General features: G+C 68.4%; 16 protein-coding genes. 15 read left to right on the forward strand and 1 reads right to left on the reverse strand.

The features are described 5' to 3' along the window. Positions 1–104: 104 nt before the first annotated feature. From ACFPPB_RS16080 to thrC, 3 genes are all read left to right on the forward strand, one after another. Complete coding sequence (locus tag ACFPPB_RS16080; RefSeq protein WP_377328917.1) at positions 105–1259, forward strand: homoserine dehydrogenase family protein; 1155 nt, start codon at positions 105–107, stop codon at positions 1257–1259. A gap of 53 nt (positions 1260–1312) precedes the next feature. Next, positions 1313–2281, forward strand: coding sequence for a homoserine kinase (locus ACFPPB_RS16085; protein ID WP_377328957.1), 969 nt, complete (start codon positions 1313–1315; stop codon positions 2279–2281). Positions 2282–2435: 154 nt separating this feature from the next. Then, a complete protein-coding gene (gene thrC, locus ACFPPB_RS16090) occupies positions 2436–3746 on the forward strand; it encodes a threonine synthase (RefSeq protein ID WP_377328919.1) in 1311 nt (436 codons plus the stop codon). 257 nt (positions 3747–4003) lie between these two features. On the opposite strand, the gene ACFPPB_RS16095 is transcribed toward thrC, so the two are convergent. Continuing rightward, positions 4004–4201 (reverse strand): hypothetical protein, encoded by a 198-nt coding sequence (locus tag ACFPPB_RS16095; RefSeq protein ID WP_377328921.1) that lies wholly within the window; start codon positions 4199–4201, stop codon positions 4004–4006. Positions 4202–4385: 184 nt separating this feature from the next. On the opposite strand from ACFPPB_RS16095, the gene ACFPPB_RS16100 reads away from it, so the two are divergent. From ACFPPB_RS16100 to ilvA, 12 genes are all read left to right on the forward strand, one after another. Beyond that, positions 4386–4769: a helix-turn-helix domain-containing protein gene (locus ACFPPB_RS16100; RefSeq protein WP_377328922.1), complete on the forward strand. Its 384-nt coding sequence runs from the start codon at positions 4386–4388 to the stop codon at positions 4767–4769. 188 nt (positions 4770–4957) lie between these two features. Further along, complete coding sequence (locus tag ACFPPB_RS16105) at positions 4958–5095, forward strand: hypothetical protein (RefSeq protein ID WP_377328924.1); 138 nt, start codon at positions 4958–4960, stop codon at positions 5093–5095. A gap of 110 nt (positions 5096–5205) precedes the next feature. Then, positions 5206–6801, forward strand: a complete 1596-nt coding sequence (locus tag ACFPPB_RS16110) for a 2-isopropylmalate synthase (RefSeq protein ID WP_377328926.1) — start codon at positions 5206–5208, stop codon at positions 6799–6801. 9 nt (positions 6802–6810) lie between these two features. Next, positions 6811–7815 (forward strand): branched-chain amino acid transaminase, encoded by a 1005-nt coding sequence (locus tag ACFPPB_RS16115; protein WP_377328928.1) that lies wholly within the window; start codon positions 6811–6813, stop codon positions 7813–7815. After that, entirely contained in the window at positions 7812–9224 is a 1413-nt protein-coding gene (gene leuC, locus ACFPPB_RS16120) for a 3-isopropylmalate dehydratase large subunit (RefSeq protein ID WP_377328929.1), read from the forward strand. Before ACFPPB_RS16115 ends, leuC begins: the two co-directional genes overlap by 4 nt. A gap of 127 nt (positions 9225–9351) precedes the next feature. Continuing rightward, on the forward strand, positions 9352–9933 hold the full coding sequence (leuD, locus tag ACFPPB_RS16125; protein WP_377328931.1) for a 3-isopropylmalate dehydratase small subunit: 582 nt from the start codon (positions 9352–9354) through the stop codon (positions 9931–9933). Continuing rightward, positions 9930–11027, forward strand: a complete 1098-nt coding sequence (gene leuB, locus ACFPPB_RS16130; RefSeq protein ID WP_377328932.1) for a 3-isopropylmalate dehydrogenase — start codon at positions 9930–9932, stop codon at positions 11025–11027. Before leuD ends, leuB begins: the two co-directional genes overlap by 4 nt. A gap of 249 nt (positions 11028–11276) precedes the next feature. Beyond that, on the forward strand, positions 11277–13004 hold the full coding sequence (gene ilvD, locus ACFPPB_RS16135; protein ID WP_377328934.1) for a dihydroxy-acid dehydratase: 1728 nt from the start codon (positions 11277–11279) through the stop codon (positions 13002–13004). Then, on the forward strand, positions 13001–14020 hold the full coding sequence (ilvC, locus tag ACFPPB_RS16140; protein ID WP_377328936.1) for a ketol-acid reductoisomerase: 1020 nt from the start codon (positions 13001–13003) through the stop codon (positions 14018–14020). The genes ilvD and ilvC overlap by 4 nt, the downstream gene beginning before the upstream one ends. Positions 14021–14156: 136 nt before the next feature. Next, positions 14157–15950 carry a biosynthetic-type acetolactate synthase large subunit gene (gene ilvB, locus ACFPPB_RS16145; RefSeq protein ID WP_377328959.1) on the forward strand — a complete coding sequence of 598 codons (1794 nt, stop codon included), beginning with the start codon at positions 14157–14159 and terminating at the stop codon, positions 15948–15950. 23 nt (positions 15951–15973) lie between these two features. After that, positions 15974–16222 (forward strand): acetolactate synthase small subunit, encoded by a 249-nt coding sequence (gene ilvN / locus ACFPPB_RS16150; RefSeq protein WP_072759207.1) that lies wholly within the window; start codon positions 15974–15976, stop codon positions 16220–16222. Next, complete coding sequence (gene ilvA / locus ACFPPB_RS16155; RefSeq protein WP_377328938.1) at positions 16219–17796, forward strand: threonine ammonia-lyase, biosynthetic; 1578 nt, start codon at positions 16219–16221, stop codon at positions 17794–17796. Before ilvN ends, ilvA begins: the two co-directional genes overlap by 4 nt. The last annotated feature ends 35 nt before the right edge of the window (positions 17797–17831 follow it).

A 17831-nucleotide genomic window follows, 5' to 3' on the forward strand; every position in this document is an offset into this window, starting at 1 on the left:
GGTTCTTCACTACGCAACGGCCCCGCCCTCGATGAGGCGGGCCGGTGCACTCCCCAAGCACAAGCCGATCCGCCAGCGAGCACGGGCCTCAACTGGAGGTCATCGTGAACATCTGTGCGTCCGAGCTTGCCGAATATCCGCCGCGGCTCCTGCTTCCCCTGCCTGCATCGGCGGCGACGCCGCGTCGGCGTGTGCTGTGCGTGGGCGTGATCGGCCCGGGCCGGGTCGGCAGCGCCCTGCTGGAACAGCTGCGGGCCGCGCAGCCGCGGCTGCTTCGCGACAACGGACTGGAACTGCGGTTGTGCGGCGTGGTGGCCAGCAAGCGCATGTGGCTGGACTGCGACGATGCCGAACTCAACGGCCGCCACGGCGGCGCACAGATCTGGCGGCCGAACGACCTGGATGCGTTTGCCGAGCACGTGCGCGGCAACGATGGCCGGCACGCGCTGCTGATCGACTGCAGCGCGAACGATGACGTGGCCGCCCACTATCCCCGCTGGCTCGGCGCCGGCGTGCACGTGGTGACGCCGAACAAGCTCGCCGGCAGCGGCCCGCTGCCGCGTTGGCAGGCCATCCGCGCAGCCTGCGCCAGCGGCGCGCGCTTCCGCTACGAGGCCACCGTATGCGCGGGCCTGCCGGTGGTGCAGACGCTGCGCGATCTGCTCGACACCGGCGACGAACTGCTGGCGGTGGAGGGCATGTTCTCCGGCACGCTGGCATGGCTGTGCAACCGCCATGACGGCCAGCAGCCGTTCTCGGCGCTGGTGCGCGAGGCGCATGCACTGGGCTACACCGAACCGGATCCGCGCGACGACCTGTCCGGCATGGACGTGGCGCGCAAGCTGGTGATCCTGGCACGCGAAGCGGGCTGGCCGCTGTCGCTGGAGGATGTCGCGGTGGAGAGTCTGGTGCCGCGCGCGCTGGCTGCCCTTCCGCTCGAAGACTGCCTGCAACGGCTGCACGAACTGGACGCGCTGATGTCCGCCCGGCTGACCGAGGCGACCACGGCCGGCGGCGTGCTGCGCTACGTCGCCAGCCTGGACCGTCATGGCCGCGCCCGCGTCAAGCTGGTCGTCCTGCCCGCGAAGCACCCGTTCGCGCACACGCGGCTGACCGACAACATCGTGCAGTTCACGACACGCCGTTACTGCGACAATCCCCTATCGGTGCAAGGCCCCGGCGCCGGTCCCGAAGTGACCGCCGCCGGCGTGTTCTCCGACCTGCTGCGCATCGCCGAGTCGCTGGAGGTGCGCGCATGAATTCCGATTTCATGGGTACCGACTTCCTGGGTACCGACTTGCTGGAACCCGTCATGGCCGCACCGCGCCGCCCCAAACTTCCCCAGGTCGCCTACGCCTTCGCACCTGCCAGCGTCGGCAACGTGGGCGTGGGTTTCGACCTGCTCGGCCACAGCCTGGCCGGCGCCGGCGATCGCGCCGAGGTGCGCCGGATCGACGAGCCGGTGGTGCGCATCGCGGCGATCCGCGGCTGCGTCACCGAACTGCCGACCGACCCGCGGCAGAACACGGCGGGCGTCGCCCTGCTCGCCTTGCGCAAGGCGCTGGGCCTGCAGCACGGTTTCGAGCTGATCCTGCACAAAGGCATTGCACTGGGTTCGGGCATGGGCGGTTCGGCCGCGTCCTGCGTGGCTGCGCTGGTGGCCGCCAACGCCTTGCTGGTGCAGCCGCTTCCGCGCGAGTCGCTATACGGTTTCGCGCTGGACGGCGAGACCGTGGCCAGCGGCAGCCGGCACGGCGACAATCTCGGCTCGATGCTGCTCGGCGGCCTGGTGCTGGCCACCCACGAGCGCCTGCTGCGCATCCCGGTGCCGGCGGACTGGCATTGCGCGCTGGTGCATCCGCACGCGGTGCTGGAAACGCGCAAGGCTCGTGCGGCACTGGCCGGGCACTACGCGCTGGGCGAGTTCGTGGCGCAAAGCTCGAACCTCGCCCTGGTGCTGGCCGGCTGCTATCGCGGCGATGCGGCGCTGGTGCGCGAGGGCCTCAAGGATGTACTGGTGGAACCACGCCGCGCACCGCTGATACCCAACTTCGCGCGGGTGAAACAGGCCGCGCTGGATCATCGCGCGCTGGGCGCCAGCATTTCCGGTGCCGGTCCCAGCGTGTTCGGCTGGTACGACAACCGCACCGACGCCGAAACCGCCGTCACCGCGATGCAGGCTGCGTTCGCCGAGGCGGGGCTGGACAGCGATGGGTGGGTGTCGCCGGTCGACGGTCCGGCCGCCGCGTTGATCCCCTCTATCGACGGGGCCCAGGCATGAGCGCGATCTGTGGGAATGGGTGTGCGTGTGGATGTGGGAGCGACTTCAGTCGCGATGACCTTGCGATGAGGCTGGAAGGTATCGCGGCTGAAGCCGCTCCCACAGCAGCCGCTCCCAGCATGTTCGCGGCAGGCGCACACTATTCGAGGCGGCCATGAGCCAACCATTGCGCTACCACAGCACCCGCGGCGCCGCTCCGGCCGTGCCGATCAGCCAGGCCATCGCCGCCGGGCTCGCTCCCGACGGCGGCCTTTACGTGCCCGAGGCCTTGCCATCGATCGATCCGGCCGCCTTCGATCCGCGCGGCCCGCTGGCCGACACCGCGGCCACCTTGCTGGCGCCGTTCTTCGCCGGCGATCCGCTCGCCGACGACCTGAAGGTGATTTGCGCCGAGGCATTCACGTTCGACGCGCCGCTGCGTGCCTTGGCCGCCCATCCCGCCACGCCGATGCTGGAGCTGTTCCATGGCCCGACCTCGGCGTTCAAGGATTTCGGCGCACGTTTTCTCGCCGCCTCCCTGCGCCGGCTTCCGCGCCTCGATGCACGGCCGCTGACCATCCTGGTCGCCACCTCGGGCGACACCGGCGCCGCAGTGGCGGCGGCGTTCCACAGGCAAGCGGACGTGCGCGTGGTGATCCTGTATCCCGACGGGCTGGTTTCGCCGCGCCAGGCGCACCAGCTCGGCTGCTTCGGCGACAACGTCAGCGCGCTGCGCGTGGCCGGCCGCTTCGACGATTGCCAGCGCATGGTCAAGGCCGCGCTCGGCGACGGCAGCTTGCAGGCGCGACTGCCGCTGTCCTCGGCCAACAGCATCAGCCTCGGCCGCCTGCTGCCGCAGATGAGCTACTACGCGCATGCGGCGCTGGGCTGGTGGCGCGAACACGGCACGCCGCTGAACTTCATCGTGCCCACCGGCAACCTGGGCAACGCGCTGGCCTGCCTGTGGGTGCGCAAGCTGGGGCTGCCGGTCGGCGAGGTACGGCTGGCCTGCAACGCCAATGCCACCCTGCCCGATTACTTCGCCGGCGCCGATTACGCGCCCCGCGAAGCCGTGGCCACGCTGGCGAACGCCATGGACGTGGGCGCACCGAGCAACTTCGAGCGGCTGCGCTGGACCTTTCCCGATGAAAACCACCTGCGCGATCTGCTGCAGGCACACAGCGTCGACGATGCCGCCATCCGCGACACCGTCGCCAGCCACGCGCGAGAACACGGCGAGGTGTTCTGTCCGCACACCGCCACCGCGATGCACCAGCTCGATCGGCTGCGCCAGGCCGGCGATCGCTCGCCATGGGCAGTGGTCGCCACCGCCCACCCGGCGAAGTTCGAGAGCGTGGTGGAACCGCTGATCGGCCATCCGCTCGCGGTACCTCCCGCGCTCGCCGCGATGCTGGCGCGTCCGGCCCATGCCGAACCGCTGCCGGCGAATGACGCCGCGCTCAGAACCTGGCTATCGAGCCATTGAGGGATGGTCGGAAATATTTGTGGGAGCGACTTCAGTCGCGATGGCGCGGCAGCGACCTGCAGCATCTCGGCATTACAGCGGCTCGACACAACCGGGTGGCGCAGCGCGCTGCCACGCCTCGCGACTGAACTCGCCCCCACAGGCAAACGGGCAGCTCGGCGACGGGCAGAAGCTTGTCCAGGCGTTCCTCAGCGAGACAGGGCGGATCGGGCCAATCCAGGGAACGCGCGGCTACGCCGGCGATGTTGGCACCGGCCCTATCTCGCTTTTTCCAGTGATACCAGCTGCTGCGCCCACACCAGCTTTTCCAGTACGGACCGGTCGACGCAGGTGATCGGCGCGACCTCGCCGAATGTCAGCCGGCTGAGTCTTGTCTGCGTGATCTGGGCCATCAGCAGGCTGGTGATCTCCGGCTGTGTCAAACGCAGATGCAATGTGAACAGCGTCTCATCCACGACTCGCTCCTTTCCATGGCCACGTCAAGCGCTCCCGGTGCGGCGTCAGAGGCTGCCATGGCGCTCGTGCTGGAGAGCCCGGCAAACTGTGGTGCGCCGCTCATATTCACCATTTGCGATTGCCATTGTCAACCAATTCGGCTTGGATTTATGACGTACTGCGGGTGCAACACTCGGCGGGCTCATGAGTCTCAAAGCATCCGCTTCCAGCCATTTTGGGCAACGCCTTCAGCAGGCGCTCGACCGCACGATGATTCCTCCCGGTCGACAGCGCACGACGGCGCTGGCCAACTACTACGCCATCGCCCGCGAGACGGCACGACTGTGGCTGGCTGGCCGTGCCATACCCGAGCTCGGCCGCCTGATCGAGATCGCCGACGATTGCCGGGTCAGCCTGAACTGGCTGGCGACGGGGCGCGGCCCGATGGTGGTGCAGCCGTCGCTGGGCGAGGAAGCCAGGAACTACGAAGTGCTGAGCCCGGACGAGCAGAAGGTGCTCAAAGCCGTCCGCAAGCTCTCGGTCAAACGCCGCCAGGGCCTGCTGGCACTGCTCGATGCGCGCGACTGAGCACAGTCAGCCATGCAGCTTCCTGCACGGCTCCGTTTCGCAGCAAAAACCGCGCAAACCCGACAGAGCCGCGGCATGTGAAGGTGCTTGGACGGCTAGCCGTCCAAACCGCATCCGGCGTGCTTAGAAGTTTTCGTCATAAAAAAAACAGTTGACAGCTCCGTACGACCTGCCTTACGGTCAACCACATGTCGCAGCGCAACAGCCACCGCAGCACCACCGAAAACAATCGTCTCGCGACGATTGCCGGTCTGCTGCAGGTTCGCGGCACGCTCCTTCTTGCCCTTGTACTCGTACTCCTCATTACCAACGGAGGTGCGGGCTGAGGGCATGTGTCCAGGTAACTAAGCAATAACCTGAAGACTCCCAAAGAACCCCGCACCGGCAACGGCGCGGGGTTTTTTGTTGCCCTCGGCTCGCATCAGCGGAGCCAGCGATGAACCCCGATTCAGACGTAGCAGCAACAACCTCCGGCAGCGCCCGCGCTGACGACGACCGCGTACGCATCTTCGACACAACCTTGCGCGACGGCGAGCAGGCGCCCGGTTTCTCGATGGACCGGCGCACGAAGTTGCGCATCGCACAAGCACTGGAGGCGCTCGGCGTCGACGTGCTGGAAGCGGGTTTCCCGCAGGCTTCGCCGGATGATTTCGCCGCGGTGGCCGAAATCGCCCGCACGCTGAAGACCACCACGGTGTGCGCGCTGGCGCGCTGCCAGAATGGCGACATCGACAGCGCCGCACGCGCACTGGAACAGGCGCGGCATGCGCGCATCCACGTGTTCCTGTCGACCAGCCCGCTGCATCGCGAGCACAAGCTGGGCATGAGCAAGACGCAGGTGGTCGATGCCGCGGTGGCCGCGGTTGAGCGCGCCCGCGGACTGTGCCACGAGGTGGAGTTCTCCGCCGAAGACGCTTTGCGGACCGAACCCGCATTCCTCGCCGAGGTGTTCAGCGCCGTCGTCGCCGCTGGCGCCACCACGCTGAATGCGCCGGACACGGTGGGCTATACCACCCCGGCCGAAATCGTCGAGCTGTTCAGCTACCTGCGCCGGCATGTGCGCGATGCGCACAAGGTGATCTTCTCCAGCCACTGCCATGACGACCTCGGCATGGCGGTAGCCAACAGCCTGGCCGCGGTAAGCGCCGGCGCGCGCCAGGTGGAGTGCACCATCAACGGCATCGGCGAGCGCGCCGGCAACGCCGCCTTGGAGGAAGTCGTGATGGCGCTGAAAGTGCGCGCGCCGCATTTCGGCGTCGACACCCGCATCGACACGCGCCGGCTGTACCCCACCTCGCGCCTGCTGACCCAACTGACCGGCCAGGCCGTGCCGCGCAACAAGGCGATCGTGGGCGACAACGCGTTCGCGCACGAGTCGGGCATCCACCAGCACGGCATGCTCAAGCATCGCGGCACCTACGAAATCATGCGTCCGCAGGACGTCGGCATCGCCGAGACGCGGCTGGTGCTGGGCAAGCACTCCGGCCGCGCTGCGCTGCGCCAGCGGCTGGAGACGCTGGGGCACACGCCGGATGACGCGGCGCTGGACGCGATCTTCGGTCGCTTCAAGACGCTGGCCGACAAGAAGCGCGAAGTGCACGACGAGGATCTGGAAGCGATCGCGCTGGGCCTGGACCCGGATGCGGCCGGCCCGTGGCGACTGGTGCAACTGAACACCAGCACGCATCTGGGCGGCAGCGCCTCGGCTTCGGTGAAGCTGCGCCATGACGACGGCCGCGAAGTCGGCGAAGCGGCGATCGGCGATGGCCCGGTCGATGCCGTGCTGCGCGCGATCGAACGCGCCACCGGCAGCGACCTGCAGCTGACCGATTTCCAGGTACGCGCCGTCAGCGAAGGCGGCGACGCCCAGGGCCAGGCCCAGCTCACCGCCCGCCATGCCGCCCGCGAATGGCGCGGCCACGGCGTCAGCACCGACATCGTCGAAGCCACCGCGCTGGCCGCGCTCGCCATCGTCAACCGTATCGAACGACAGATGCCGGCCACCCCGCCGGTCGCCGTCGCCAACCTGTAAGGAGCCGTCATGAGCAACACGTCTTTCCTGTGGCACAACGGTCGCATCAAGCCCTGGGCCGATGCCAGCGTCCATGTCAGCACGCATGCCCTGCACTACGGCTCCTCGGTGTTCGAAGGTGAGCGCGTCTACGCCACGCCGCAAGGGCCCGCGTATTTCCGGCTGGCCGAACACACGCGGCGGCTGTTCGAATCGGCGGCGATCTACGAGATCGAGATCGGCTACAGCGAGGACGAGATCAACGCGGCCTGCATGGAACTGATCCGCGCCAACGCGATGCGCTCGGCTTACGTGCGGCCCATCGTGTTCCGCGGCGCCGGCGGCCTGGGCGTGCTGCCGAAGGGCGGCTCGCCGGTCGAGGTGGCGATCATGGCGCTGGACTGGGGCGCGTACCTGGGCGATGCGGTGGAAAAAGGCGCCGACGTGTGCGTGTCCTCGTGGCATCGCCCCGCGCCGAACACCTTGCCGAGCTGGGCCAAGGCCGGCGGCAACTACCTCAGCAGCCAGCTGATCGGACTGGAAGCGCGTCGCGGCGGCTACGACGAAGGCATCGCGCTGGGCCACAACGGCTTGCTCAGCGAAGGCGCCGGCGAAAACCTCTTCCTGGTCAAGCGCGGCAAGCTGCTCACGCCGCCGTCGAGCGCCGGCATCCTCGCCGGCATCACCCGCGACAGCGTGCTCACGCTGGCCGCCGATCTCGGCATCGCGGTGGAAGAGCGCGACCTGCCCCGCGAGGCGCTGTACACCGCCGACGAAGTGTTCATGACCGGCACCGCCGCCGAGATCACGCCGGTGCGCTCGGTCGATCGCAAGGTCGTCGGCCCCGGCACGCCCGGCCCGATCACCAGACAATTGCAGCAGGCGTTCTTCGGCCTGTTCGACGGCCGTACCGAAGACCGCTGGGGCTGGTTGAGTTTGATTAATGCGGTCGTCCCTGACCGCGAAGATCAAAACCCGGCCATCCATGGCCGGACTCCTCATCAACAGCTCGCTCCTATGGAGGCATCGGCGTGAGTGCGAAGACCTTATTCGAGAAGGTGTGGAACGCGCATGTCGTCGTGCCCGAAACCGCCGACACGCCGGCGGTGCTCTACGTGGACCTGCATCTGGTGCACGAGGTGACTTCGCCGCAGGCGTTCAGCGAACTGCGCGAGCGCGGCCTGCCGCTGCGTCGTCCCGATCGCATGCTGGCCACGCTGGATCATTCCACGCCGACCTTGCCGAGGAATGCCGACGGCAGCCGCCCCTACGCGAACGCCGAAGCGCAGGCGCAGGTGACCCAGCTGGAAACGAACTGCCGCGAATTCGGCGTCGAGCTGCACGGCTGGGACAGCGCCGATCGCGGCATCGTGCACGTGATCGGTCCGGAGCTGGGTGCCACCCAGCCCGGCATGACGATCGTCTGCGGCGACAGCCACACGTCCACGCATGGCGCGTTCGGCGCGCTGGCATTCGGCATCGGCACCACCGAAGTCGGCCACGTGATGGCGACGCAGTGCCTGCTGCAACGCAAGCCGAAGACCATGGCGGTGCATGTGGACGGCCAGTTGCCGCCAGGCATCGGCGCGAAGGATCTGATCCTGCACATCATCGGCACGATCGGCGTCGACGGCGGCACCGGCTACGTACTCGAGTACCGCGGCGCGGCGATCGAGGCGCTGTCGATGGACGAGCGCATGACCGTCTGCAACATGTCGATCGAAGCCGGCGCACGCGCCGGGCTGATCGCGCCGGACGAGACCACCTTCGCCTGGCTGAAGGGACGTCCGCGCGTGCCGCAGGGCGCCGCGTGGGATGCCGCGGTGGAGCGCTGGCGCGCCTTGCGCAGCGACGACGACGCCACCTACGACTGCGAAGTCCGCATCGACGCGGGCAAGGTGAAGCCGACGGTCACCTACGGCACCCATCCGGGCATGGCGATCGCGATGGACGCGCCGGTGCCGGCGGCGACCAATGCGCAGGAACGCCGTGCGCTGGACTACATGAAAAGCGAAGCAGGCAAGCCGATGCAGGGCACGCCGGTCGACGTGGTGTTCGTCGGCAGCTGCACCAACTCGCGCCTTTCCGACCTGCGCGAGGCCGCCAACGTGCTGCGCGGCCGCCGCGTCGCCGATGGCGTGCGCATGCTGGTGGTGCCCGGCTCCGAAGCGGTGCGCCGCGACGCCGAGCGCGAGGGTCTGCATCAGGTATTCACCGCCGCCGGCGCCGAGTGGCGTGTGCCGGGTTGCTCGATGTGCATCGCCATGAACGGCGACCTGGCCCAGCCGGGCCAGCTGGTGGTGAGCACCTCCAACCGCAACTTCGAAGGCCGCCAGGGCAAGGGCGCCCGCACCGTACTGGCCAGCCCGGCCACCGCCGCGGCGTCCGCGCTGGCCGGCCGCATCGCCGATCCGCGCGACTACCTGGTGGAGGTAGCGGCATGAGAAACAGGAGTGAGTGGAGAGAAGCGAGAAACGAGAGAAAGCCTCCACCCGGAGTCTCGACGCTGCTCTCTTGCCTTCCACTCGTTTCTCACTCCTCTCCACTCACTTCTCCACACCAGGATCCGCCATGAAGCCCATCACCCGCATCCACTCGCGCACCGCCGTGCTGGCCGACGAGAACATCGATACCGACCGCATCATCCCGGCGCGATTCCTCACCACCACCACCCGCGAAGGGCTGGGCAAGCTGTGTTTCCACGACTGGCGCTATCTGGCCGACGGCAGCGACAACCCGGCCTTCCCGCTGAACCAGCCGCAGGCGCAGGGCTGCTCCATCGTCGTGGCCGGACGCAACTTCGGCTGCGGCTCTTCGCGCGAACACGCGCCGTGGGCGCTGCTCGACTACGGCGTGCAGGCGGTGCTGTGCAGCGAGATCGCGGACATCTTCCGCGGCAACGCGCTGAAGAACGGCTTGCTGGCGATCGTGATCGACGAGCTCGAGCACCGCTGGCTGCTCAAGCACCCCGGCATCGAACTGGTGATCGACGTGCGCGGCCAGTTCATCGCGCTGCCCGACGGCGGCCGCATTCCGTTCCGGCTGGAGCCGTTCGCACGGCACTGCCTGCTCAACGGCGTCGACCAGCTCGGCTACCTGCTGCAGCACGCCGACGCGATCACTCACTACGAACAACTGGAGAAAGCGGCATGAAGGCACACATCGTCACCTTGCCCGGCGATGGCGTCGGCCCCGAAGTCACCGCCGCCGCGGTCGCCGCGTTGAAGACCGTGGCCGCCCGCTACGAGCACGTGTTCACGTTCGACGAACAGCTGATCGGCGGCGCCGCGATCGACGCCACCGGCGAATCGTTGCCGGCAGCGTCGCTGGCGGCCTGCCAGTCCGCCGACGCGGTGCTGCTGGGCGCGGTCGGCGGCCCAAAGTGGTCCGATCCGAATGCGAGCGTGCGTCCCGAGCAGGGCCTGCTGGCGCTGCGCGCCGCGCTGGGCGTATACGCCAACCTGCGCCCGCTGCAGGTGCATCCGGCACTGGCCAACCTGTCGCCGCTGAAGAACGAGAAACTGAAAAACGTCGACGTGCTGTTCGTGCGCGAACTCACCGGCGGCGCCTACTTCGGCGCGAAGACGCGCAGCGCCGATGCCGCCACCGACGAATGCAAGTACACCGTCGCCGAAGTCGAGCGGGTGGTGCGCCGCGCGTTCGAGCTGGCACGCGGCCGCCGGCGTCACCTCACCTCGGTGGACAAGGCCAACGTGCTGGAGACCTCGCGCCTGTGGCGCAGCACCGTGCAGCGCATCGCCGCCGACTACCCGGACGTGAAGGTCGAGCACCAGCTGGTCGACTCGATGGCGATGCTGCTGCTGACCCAGCCCAGCCGCTACGACGTGGTGGTCACCGAGAACCTGTTTGGCGACATCCTCACCGACGAGGCCGCCGCGCTGGCCGGTTCGCTGGGCCTGCTGCCGTCCGCGTCGATGGGCGACGGCAAGGCCGGCCTGTACGAGCCGATCCATGGCTCCGCGCCGGACATTGCCGGCCAGGGCGTGGCCAATCCGGTCGGCGCGATCCTCTCCGCCGCGCTGCTGCTGCGTCATTCGCTGGGCCTGGAAGCCGAAGCGATCGCCGTCGAGGCGGCAGTCGACCGGGTGCTGCGCCATGGCCCGCACAGCCGCGACATCGGCGGCACTGCCGGCACCGAGGCAGTGCGCGATGCCGTACTCGCCGCGATCGAGGACCACGCCGACAGCACCGCCGCGTTCTTCAGCGGAGCACGCGCATGCGGCTGACGCGAACCACCGGCGCTCATCGACCCGGCTCCCATCAACCTGGCTTCGATCAGCTTGGCTTTGAACAACGTTTCCCCAGCGGACGCACGGACGCGTCCGCCTTTTCTGCCGTCCCCTGCGTGTTCTCGGCACCGGATGCCCTCCGTGCGTTCCCAAGGCGCCCGTTCCCGTCCGCTTCGCCAATTTCCCCCGCACGCAGGGGACGCTTTTTTCCTTCGACCCGGTTTCCATCCACCCAGCGGAACACCCATGCGCAGTGACCTGATCAAGAGCGGCCCCGACCGCGCCCCTGCCCGCGCGATGTTGCGCGCCACCGGACTGGACGACGCGGCGATTGCCCGGCCGCTGATCGCGGTGGTGCACACCTGGTCGAACGTGAGTCCGTGCAACCTCAACCTGCGCGAGCTGGCGGTCGAGGCCGCCGCCGGCATCCGCGCCGCCGGCGGCACGCCGATCGAGTTCAACACGATCGCCGTCACCGACGGTATCGCGATGGGTACGCCCGGCATGCGCGCCTCGTTGATCAGCCGCGAGGTGATCACCGATTCGATCGAGCTGGCGGTGGACGGTCACTGCCTGGACGCGATGGTGGTGCTGTGCGGCTGCGACAAGACCATTCCCGCGGCCGCCATGGCGCTGGCCCGGCTGAACATTCCCGGCGTCGCGCTGTACGGCGGCAGCATCGCGCACGGCACGCACGACAACCATCCGATCACCATCCAGCAGGTGTTCGAAGCCGTCGGTGCGCATGGCGCCGGCAAGATCGACGACGCCGAACTGGCCGCGGTCGAGCGCGACGCCTGTCCTGGCGCCGGTGCCTGCGGTGGCCAGTTCACCGCCAACACGATGGCGATGGTGCTGACCACGCTGGGCCTGTCGCCGATGGGCTTCAACGATATCCCGGCCACGCACCCGGCCAAGGGCGCGGCCGCATTCCGCTGCGGCGAGCTGGTGATGGAGTGCCTCAAGACCGAGCGCACCCCACGCGAAATGCTGACCCGAACCTCGTTCCGCAACGCCGCCCGCATGGTCGCCGCCACCGCCGGTTCCACCAACGCGGTGCTGCACCTGCTGGCGATCGCGCGCGAAGCCGGCGTCGAGTGGACGCTGGAAGATTTCGAGCCTGCTTCGGTGCACACGCCGGTCATCGCCGACCTGCTGCCCGGTGGGCGCTACACCGCGGTGGAGATGTTCGGCGCCGGCGGCAGCGCGCGCGTGGCGCAGGAACTGATCGCCGCCGGCATGCTGGAGGACGCACCCACCGTCACCGGCCGCAGCCTGTTCGCCGAAGCGGCGGCGGCGCCGCGTGCGGAAGCGCAGGACGTGGTGCATCCGGTCAGCCAGCCACTGAAACCGCGCGGCGGCTATTCGATCCTGTACGGCAACCTCGCACCGGAGGGCTGCATCCTCAAGCTGGCCGGCAAGAGCGGCCACTTCGAAGGCAGCGCGCGCGTATTCGAGAGCGAGGAAGAAGCGTTCGCCGCCGTGCAGGGCGATCGCATCCATGCCGGCGACGTCATCGTAATCCGCAACGAAGGACCCGCCGGCGGCCCCGGCATGCGCGAGATGCTCGGCGTCACCGCGGCACTGGTCGGCCGCGGCCTCGGCAACGACGTGGCGCTGATCACCGACGGCCGTTTCTCCGGCGCCACCCACGGCTTCATGGTCGGCCACATCGCGCCGGAAGCGGCACGCGGCGGCCCGATCGCGCTGCTGCGCGACGGCGACCGCGTGGTGATCGATGCCGAGCACCGCGAGCTGCGCACCAGCGCCGACCTGGAAAGCCGCCGGGCGGGCTGGCACCCGCGCCCGCCGAAAGTCACCCATGGCGCGCTGGCGAAATACGCGCTCCTGGTCGGCTCCGCCTCCGACGGCGCCACCACCAATCAACGAACGGACGTCCAGACGTCCACTTCTCGTACCGCGCCAACCGCCTCGACAACTACCCTCAACGAACCTGCAGGAGTCACCGCATGAGCACCACCACTTCTCCCAACATCCTGAAAAACGCCCGCATCGCCGTGCTCGGCTACGGCAGCCAGGGCCGCGCGCATGCGCTGAACCTGCGCGATTCCGGCCTCGACGTCGTGGTCGGCCTGCGGCCCGGCGGCCCGACCTGGAAGCGTGCCGAGGCCGATGGCTTCGCCGTGGTCGAACCGGCCAACGCAGTGCGCGGTGCCGACCTGGTTGCCGTGCTGACGCCGGACATGGTGCAGCCGGCGCTGTACAAGGAGGCGATCGAACCGAACATCAAGCCCGGTGCCGCGCTGCTGTTCGCGCACGGCTTCAACGTGCACTTCAAGCAGATCACCTCGCGCGCGGACATCGACGTGGTGCTGGTCGCGCCGAAGGGTCCGGGTGCGCTGGTGCGCAGCGAATACGAGCGCGGTCGCGGCGTGCCCGCGCTGTTTGCCGTGCATCAGGATGTCAGCGGCCACGCCGAGGCGAAGGCCAAGGGCTACGCCGACGGCATCGGCGGCGGTCGCGCACTGCTGATCGAGACCGATTTCAAGGAGGAGACCGAGACCGACCTGTTCGGCGAACAGGCGGTGCTGTGCGGCGGCGCCAGCGAGCTGGTGATCGCGGGCTTCGAAACCCTGGTCGAGGCCGGCTACCAGCCTGAGATCGCCTACTACGAGGTGATGCACGAACTGAAGCTGATCGTCGACCTGTTCTACGAGGGCGGCTTGACCAAGATGCTGCAGTTCGTCTCCGAGACCGCACAGTACGGCGATTACGTCAGCGGCCCGCGGATCATCGACGCCGGCACCAAGGCGCGCATGAAGGAAGTCCTCAACGACATCCAGGACGGCACCTTCGCGCGCAACTGGACGGCCGAATACGCCGCCGGCCTGCCGAACTACAAGCGCCTGAAGCAGGCCGATCTCGACCATCCGATCGAGCAGGTCGGCGCGAAGCTGCGCGCGCGGATGCCGTGGCTGCAGCCGGCGCCGACCGAGGCCGCCAAGGCGCCGCTGAAAAAGGTGAGCTGACGTTCTCTGCTTCCTCCCCTGCGCGCAGGGGAGGAAGCATTGCCAACCGAATTGTTGAGGAATTCCGCTAGTGCCAGTGAATGCGCAACCGAAAGCCGAGTCAGATCCGGATCGACACCTGCTTGCCGGCCAGCCGATGAGCGGCGCCGACGTGATCGTGCAGGTGTTCGCCGATGAAGGCGTCGAAGTGATGTTCGGTTATTCCGGCGGCGCGATCCTGCCGGTGTACGACGCCGTGTTCCGCTACAACGCCACGCACCTGAAGGAGAACGGCGACGAACCGATGCCGCTGATCGTGCCGGCCAACGAACAAGGTGCGGGCTTCATGGCCGCGGGTTATGCGCGCGCCTCCGGCAAGGTCGGTGTGGCCGTGGTCACCTCCGGCCCCGGCGCAACGAACATGGTCACGCCGGTGCGCGACTCGATGGCCGACTCGATCCCGCTGGTGGTGATCTGCGGTCAGGTGAGCACCGCCGCGATCGGCAGCGACGCGTTCCAGGAGGCGCCGATCAGCAACATCATGGGCGCCTGCGCCAAGCACGTGTTCCTGGTCACCGACCCGGCGCAGCTGGAAGCGACCTTGCGCACCGCATTCACCCTCGCCCGCAGCGGTCGCCCCGGGCCGGTGGTGGTGGACGTGCCGAAGGACGTGCAGAACACCGCGCTGAACTTTCGCGGCACCGGCGAGCTGGCGCTGACCGGCTACCGCGCGCGACTGCGCGCGGTGGAACAGTCGGCGCTCGGCGATGCCGACTGCGCCGCGTTCTTCGCCGCGCTGATGCAGTCGAAGCGGCCGTTGATCTATGCCGGTGGTGGCGTGATCGCGGCGGGTGCGTCGGCCGCACTGCGCGCGTTCGTCGATGCGTTCGAATTGCCGGTGACCACCACCTTGATGGGTCTTGGCGCATTCGACACCACCGATCCGCTGGCGCTGCACATGCTGGGCATGCACGGCACGGCGTATGCGAATTACGCGGTGGAGGATTGCGACTTCGTGCTGGCGCTGGGCGCACGCTTCGACGATCGCGTGGCCGGCGTGCCGGACAAGTTCGCGCCGCGCGCGAAGTTCATCGCGCACATCGACATCGACCCGGCCGAGATCGGCAAGGTGAAGTCCGTGCACTGGCATCATGTCGGCCCGATGGTGCGTGCGCTGGAACGGTTGACCAGCTACGGCCGCGCGCACGGACTGCGGCCGTCGCTGCAGGCCTGGCACGCGCACGTGGCCGAGCTGAAGCGCGTGCATGCACTGAACTACGACCGCGCCAGCGCGCTGATCCAGCCGTATGCGGTGCTGGAGGCGATCAACCGCCACACCGGCGGCCGCGCCATCATCAGCACCGGCGTCGGCCAGCACCAGATGTGGTCGGCGCAGTACTTCGACTTCCGCGCGCCGCGGCACTGGCTCACCTCCGGCTCGATGGGCACGATGGGCTTCGGCCTGCCGGCGGCGGTCGGCGCGCAGTTCGCCAGGCCCGACGCGCTGGTGATCGACATCGACGGCGACGCCAGCATCCGCATGAACATCGGCGAGCTGGAAACCGTCACCACCTACAACCTGCCGATCAAGGTGGTGGTGCTCAACAACGTCGGCGACGGCATGGTGCGGCAGTGGCAGAAGCTGTACTTCAAGGGCCGCTTCGCCGCCTCGGACAAGAGCCTGCACCGGAAGGACTTCGTGCTTGCGGCGCAGGCCGACGGTTTCGCCTGGGCGCAGCGGCTGGAGAGAGTGGAGGAACTGGAGGCGACCATCGCCGCGTTCCTCGCCTTCGAGGGCCCGGCCTTTCTCGAAGTGATGATCGACCAGGACGCCGGCGTGTATCCGATGGTCGGTCCCGGTGCCAGTTACGCGCAGATGATCACCGGCGACTTCATTGCCTCGCGCCATGCATCCCCCGTGCAGGAAGCCGCACCCTCCCACATGTTCTGAGCATCATCCCGGAGCGAACCGTCATGAACCACACCTTGTCCATCCTGTTGCAGAACGAAGCCGGTGCGCTGGTGCGCGTCGCCGGCCTGTTCGCCGCCCGCGGCTACAACATCGACACGCTGACTGTCAGCGCCACCCATGATCCGGCCGTGTCGCGGCTCACCCTGAGCCTGCAGTGCGACGATGCCGGCGTTGCGCAGATCCTGCAGCAGACGCGCAAGCTGGTCGACGTGCTGCAGGTGGCCCATCCGGCGACGGCACTGGCGGCATGAATGCAGTCGCCGCGCCGGCCGACGACGATGCGGCAGCAGCCGACGACTTGCTGGCGCAGAGCCGCGCCGCACGCGTCTACGACGTGGCGCACGAGTCCGCGCTGGAAGCCGCGCCGCTGCTCAGCGCGCGACTCGGCCGGCCGGTGCTGCTCAAGCGCGAAGACCAGCAGCCGGTGTTCTCGTTCAAGCTGCGCGGCGCGTACAACCGCATGGTGCAGCTGGACCCGGCGCAACGCGCGCGTGGGGTGATCGCCGCTTCCGCCGGCAACCACGCGCAAGGCGTGGCGCTGGCCGCGGCCAAGCTGGGCATCCGCGCCACCATCGTGATGCCGGTGACCGCGCCGCAGGTGAAGGTGGATGCGGTGCGCCGGTTCGGCGGGGCGATGGTGGAAATCGTGCTGGCCGGCGACTCCTACAGCGACGCCCAGGCCACCGCCGCGCAACTGCAGGCCGAACATGGCGCGACCTTCGTGCACCCGTTCGACGATCCGGCGGTGATCGCCGGCCAGGGCACCGTGGCATTGGAAATCCTGCGCCAGCATCCGGGCCCGCTGCACGCGGTGTTCGTGCCGGTCGGTGGCGGCGGCCTGCTTGCCGGCGTGGCTGCGTGCATCAAGGCGCTGCGGCCGGAAGTGAAAGTCATCGGCGTGCAGGCGCTCGATGCCGACGCGATGGCACGTTCGCTGGAAAAGGGCTCGCGCGTGGCGCTGGACGAGGTCGGCCTGTTCGCCGACGGCACCGCGGTGAAGCAGGTCGGCGCGCTCACCTTCGCGCTGTGCCGGCAACATGTGGATGCGATGCTGCGGGTGGACACCGATGCGATCTGCGCGGCGATCCGCGACATTTACCAGGACACCCGCTGCGTGCCGGAACCCTCCGGCGCGCTGGCGCTGGCCGGGCTGAAACAGTATGTCGCCGCGCACGCACGCCTCGATGGGCAGGTTGCCGATGGCGCGCTGGTGGCTATCGTCTCCGGCGCCAACATGAATTTCGACCGCCTGCGCTTCGTGGCCGAACGCGCCGAGGTGGGCGAACAGCACGAAGCCGTCTTCGCGGTGACGATCCCGGAGGAGCGCGGCAGCTTCCGCCGCTTCTGTGCCGCACTGGGTCGGCACAGCATCACCGAGTTCAACTACCGCATCGGCGATGCCAGTTCCGCCCATATCTTCGTCGGCGTGCAGATCGCCAGTCGCGACGAACGTGAGGCGCTGGCAGCCGCGTTCCGCGCGCAGGCGTTCGACGTGCTCGACCTCACCGACGACGAGCTGGCCAAGCTGCACCTGCGCCACATGATCGGCGGGCGTTCGCCGCTGGCGCGGCATGAGCGCCTGTACCGCTTCGAATTTCCCGAGCGCCCCGGCGCGCTCACCCACTTCCTCGGCCAGTTGCATCCGGACTGGAACATCAGCCTGTTTCACTATCGCAACCATGGCGCCGATTACGGCCGCATCCTGGTCGGCATCCAGGTGCCGCCCGACGAGTACGCCCTGCTTCCGCCGTTTCTGGCCGCGCTCGGTTACCCGCACTGGGACGAGAGCGACCACCCTGCGTATCGGCTGCTGCTGCGCGAGTGAACCGGCGCGTGCGATGCCTGTATTGCAGTGATCCA

The organism is Rhodanobacter terrae, from assembly GCF_042657005.1.
Taxonomy (GTDB): Bacteria; Pseudomonadota; Gammaproteobacteria; order Xanthomonadales; family Rhodanobacteraceae; genus Rhodanobacter; species Rhodanobacter terrae.